This window comes from Streptomyces sp. NPDC002926, assembly GCF_053591755.1.
The window spans coordinates 1-4,414 of the sequence record NZ_JBSFUK010000077.1 but is presented as its reverse complement, the minus strand read 5'-3'; the positions used below and the strand labels follow the sequence as shown (position 1 = coordinate 4,414).

Sequence of the window (4,414 nt, the reverse complement as noted above, 5' to 3'; positions counted from 1 at the left end):
TGCGCAAACTCCGTCTGATGAACCAGCGCAGCAGCATCGCTGTCCGCATCCGCGAAAACCACCCCGGTCAACGGCATCCGCAGATGCGGCTCCAGGGCAACACACACCTCGTCGAAGACCTGCCGGAACACCGGGAACGACTGATACAGCTCACGCCCCATACCGATCCGCTGACTGCCCTGCCCGGTGAACAACACCGCCAGCTCACCCCCGGCCGACGCCACGCCTTCGACCACACCCGCATGCGGCACACCCCCAGCAACCGCCCGCAGCCCCTCCACCAACTCAGCCACCGAGTCGGCAGTGACACTCGCCCGCTGCTCGAAGTGGGTGCGGTGACGGGCCGCCGTCACCGCCACACCCGCCAGCGGCACATCCGCATGCCCCTCCAGCCACAACGCCCAACGGCCGGCCTGCTCCCGCAACGCCCCCTCGCTCTGGCCCGACACCACCACCGGCACGCCGGAAGTGGGTTCGGCGTCCGCAACTTGGGCGGCAGTCTCGGCGGCCGGAGCTTCCTCCAGTACGACGTGTGCGTTGGTGCCGCTCAGGCCGAACGACGACACACCCGCCCGGCGCGGACGTCCCTCCTCCCGTGCCCAGGGCCGGGCTTCCTGAAGGAGCTGGAGGCCGCTGTCCGCCCACTCGATGAGCGGCGAAGGCTCTTCGGCGTGCAGGGTCTTGGGCAGCTTCTCGTTCTGCAGGGCGAGGATGGTCTTGATGACGCCGACGACACCTGCCGCGGCCTGCGCGTGGCCAATGTTCGACTTCGACGAGCCCAGGAAGACCGGCCGCTCGGCGTCGCGCCCGGGGCCGAACACCTCGGCCAGCGCGCCCGCCTCGATCGGGTCACCCAGAGACGTACCGGTGCCATGCGCCTCGATCGCGTCGATGTCGTCGGCGGTCAGGTGCGCCGCCTCCAGCGCCTCCCGCACGACCCGCTGCTGCGAGGGGCCGTTGGGGGCGGTGAGTCCCTGGCTGCGTCCGTCCTGGTTGACCGCCGAGCCGCGGATCACCGCAAGCACCCGGTCACCGTCGCGCTGCGCGGCCGACAGCCGCTTGAGCACCAGCACACCCACACCCTCCGACCAGCCCGTGCCGTCGGAAAGCGCGGAGAACGACTTGCACCGGCCGTCGGCGGCCAGGCCCTTGAGTCGGGAGAACTCCACGAACGGCGTCGGCGTGGACATCACCGTCACGCCGCCCGCCAGAGCCAGTTCGCACTCGCCGCTCCGCAGCGCCTGCGCGGCCAGGTGAAGGGAAACAAGAGAGGAGGAGCAGGCCGTGTCGACCGTCATGCACGGGCCTTGCAGACCCAGCGCGTACGACACCCGCCCCGACAGGACACTGCTGGCGTTTCCGGTGCCGAAGTAGCCGTCGAGGGTGTCCAGGTTGCCCTGGCTTCCGTAGTCGGAGCCCATCGTGCCCAGATACACACCGGTCCGGCTGCCGACGAGCTCCTCGGACCGCACACCCGCCCGCTCCAGCGCCTCCCACGACGCCTCGAGAACCAGCCGCTGCTGCGGGTCCATGGACACGGCCTCGCGCGGGCTGATGCCGAAGAACGACGCGTCGAAACGCTCGATGCCCTCCAGGAATCCGCCGGAACGGATGTAGCTCTTGCCGACGGTCTCGGGGTCGGGGTCGTACACGTCGAGTGAGTCCCAGCGCTCCGGGAAGCTCCCGATGGCGTCCCCGCCCGACGCCAGCAGCTCCCAGAAGCCCTCCGGCGTGTCGATCCCGCCCGGCAGCCGGCACGCCATCGACACGACGGCGAGCGGTTCGCCGGGTGCATGTCCGGTGTCGGCAGAACGGGCGGGGGTCCGCTTCTTCGCGGTGCGGGACAGCCGTTCAAGGAGCAGCTGCGCCACGGCGGTCGGCGTGGGGTAGTCGAAGGCGAGGGTGGAGGGCAGCGGCAGCCCGGTCGCCGCGGACAGGCGGCGGCGCAGCTCGACTGAGGTCATGGAGTCCATGCCGAGCTCCTGGAAGACCTGCTGCTCGCCGATGCCGTCCGGGCCCGAACCACCCACGACCGCCGCGGTCTCGCTCCGTACGAGCTGGACCAGGGTCCGCAGCCGCTGCTCCTGCGGGAGTGCGGCCAGCCGGCCGCTGAGGTCCGACGACCCGGCTGCTCCGCTGTCGGCCCGGCGGGGCCGGATGCGTACGAGAGAGCGCAGCAGCCCGGCAACGTCGGCGCCCTTGTCCGCCGCGCGCTGAAGTGCGGCCAGTGCGAGGCGGACCGGAACGAGGTGGGCGCTTGTCCCGGCCAGTGCGGCGTCCAGCGCCCGCAGTCCCTGCCGTGCGGACAGGGCGCCGACGCCCTGACGGCGCATACGCGCGAGGTCGGCCTGACCGAGGTTCGAGGCCATGCCCGCACCGCTCTGCTCCCACATGCCCCAGGAAAGGCTGGTGGCCGCGCGGCCCGCACGCCGCATCCGGGCCGCCATGGCGTCCAGATAGGCGTTGGCCGAGGCGTAGCTGCTCTGCCCGGGGCCGCCGAGGACACCGGAGAGGGAGGAGAAGAGTACGAAGGCGCCGAGGCCTGCCTCCTCGGTGAGCTCCCGCAGATGCGCGGCGCCCGCGACCTTGGGTGCCAGTACCCGGTCGAACCGTTCCGCATCCTGGTCCGCAAGCATGCCGTCGTCGACGACACCGGCCAGATGGAACACACCCGTCCACGGGTGCTCGGGCGCGGGGGACGACAGCACGGCCGCCACCTGGTCCCGCTCGGCCAGGTCGCAGGCGACGACCTGTACGGTCCCGGCCCCGGCCGCGCGGAGTTCTCGTACGAGGTCGTCCGCTCCGGGGGCGTCCGGTCCGCGACGGGAGGTGAGCACCAGGTGGCGCACACCGTGCTCGCCGACGAGGTGGTGGGCCAGCAGCTGTCCCAACTCGCCGGTGCCGCCGGTGATGAGGACGGAGCCGTGCGGGTCCAGCACCCTCGCGGAGCCGGCCTGTTCCGCGGCGCCGGCGGTTTCCACGGCTCCGGCCGTGACCGGTGCCAGTCGTGCTACGAGAATCTTCCCGTCACGGACGGCGATCTCGTCCTCGCCGGAGGCCGACAGCGCCTGCTCGATCACGTGCCGGTCGGCCAGGTCGGTGTCCAGGCCGGTGTCCAGGTCCGCGAGGCGGACGGCCCGGTCCGGGTGCTCGGCGCGTATGGCACGCACCAGTCCCCACACGGCGGCATGCGCCGCGCCGTCGAGACGGTCGTCGTCGGTGGCGGCCACGCTGCCACGGGTGATCCAGACAAGCTCGGCGGCTTCGAGCCTCGGCTCGGCCAGCAGCCGCTGTGCGGTGCTCAGCGCGTCAAGCACGGCCTGTCGGACGGCCTGTACATCGTCGGCCGAGCCGTCTGCCGACTGCCCGCCCGTCGCGTCCACGACCAGCCGGCGCGGGGCTTCGTTTCCGCCGTCGAGGTGCGCGAACAGGGCTTCCAGGTCGACGAAGGGCTCCGCATCAAGGGCAGTCGGCAGTGCGGCGGCCGAGCCGCCGGCCGCGCCGAGCACCCACACCGGGCCGGAGATTGGCTCCGCGGCGAGCGCCCGCAGCGGCCGGAACTCCACGGCGTACACATGCTCCAGCGGTTCGCCGGAGCGAATCTGCCCGATGGTCGCCTCACGTAGTTCGAGGCGACGCGCCCGCGCGACGGGCCTGCCCTCGGTGTCGGCGGCCCAGAGACGGGCGGTGCCTCCCGCGCCGTCGAGCTGGAGGCGCACCCTGAGAGTGGTGCCTCCCACTGCCCAGCATTCCACCCCTCTCCATTCGAACGGCAGCAGAACACCGGGCTCGGTCCCCTCCTCCCCCGGCCCCGCGAGTTCTGCGAGCCCGTGCAGGGAGGCGTCGAGGAGCGCCGGATGGATTCCGTACGCCTGTCCCGTCAGCCCGTCCGGGAGCCGGACGAGTCCGTAGGCCGTGCCGTCCCCCCGCCACAACTCGGTCAGGCCCCGGAAGGCGGGGCCGTACTCCAGGCCCAGAGTGGCGAGACTGTCGTAGTAGCCGTCGAGCGGCACGCGCTCGGTGCCGGGGACCGGCCACTGGGCGAGTTCGGCGAATTCGGCGGCCTGGTCAGGATCGGTCCCGGCGGTGTGTTCCAACAACAGCTCGCCGGTGGCGTGGTGTCGCCAGACGCCGTCGGGGGCGTCTTCGGCGCGGCTGTGGATGTCGATGGTGCGGGTGGTGCCGCCGTCAGGGGCGGCGACCTTGACCTGGAGACGGACGGCGTCGCGCAGTACAAGGGGTTCGAGGATGGTCAGTTCGCCGATTCCCGCGGCTCCGATGCGCTGTGCGGCAGCAAGGGCGAGTTCCAGCAGCCCGGCGCCCGGGACCAGAACGGTGCCGAACACGGCATGGTCGGTCAGCCAGGGCTGACCGGCGGCAGAGAGCCGGCCGGTGAACAGATGACCCTCATCAC

General features: G+C 71.8%; 1 protein-coding gene. It reads right to left on the bottom strand.

The features are described from left to right. A partial coding sequence (locus ACWDZ6_RS33275) for an SDR family NAD(P)-dependent oxidoreductase (protein ID WP_451505815.1) occupies positions 1-4,414 on the bottom strand: 4,414 nt, incomplete at both ends.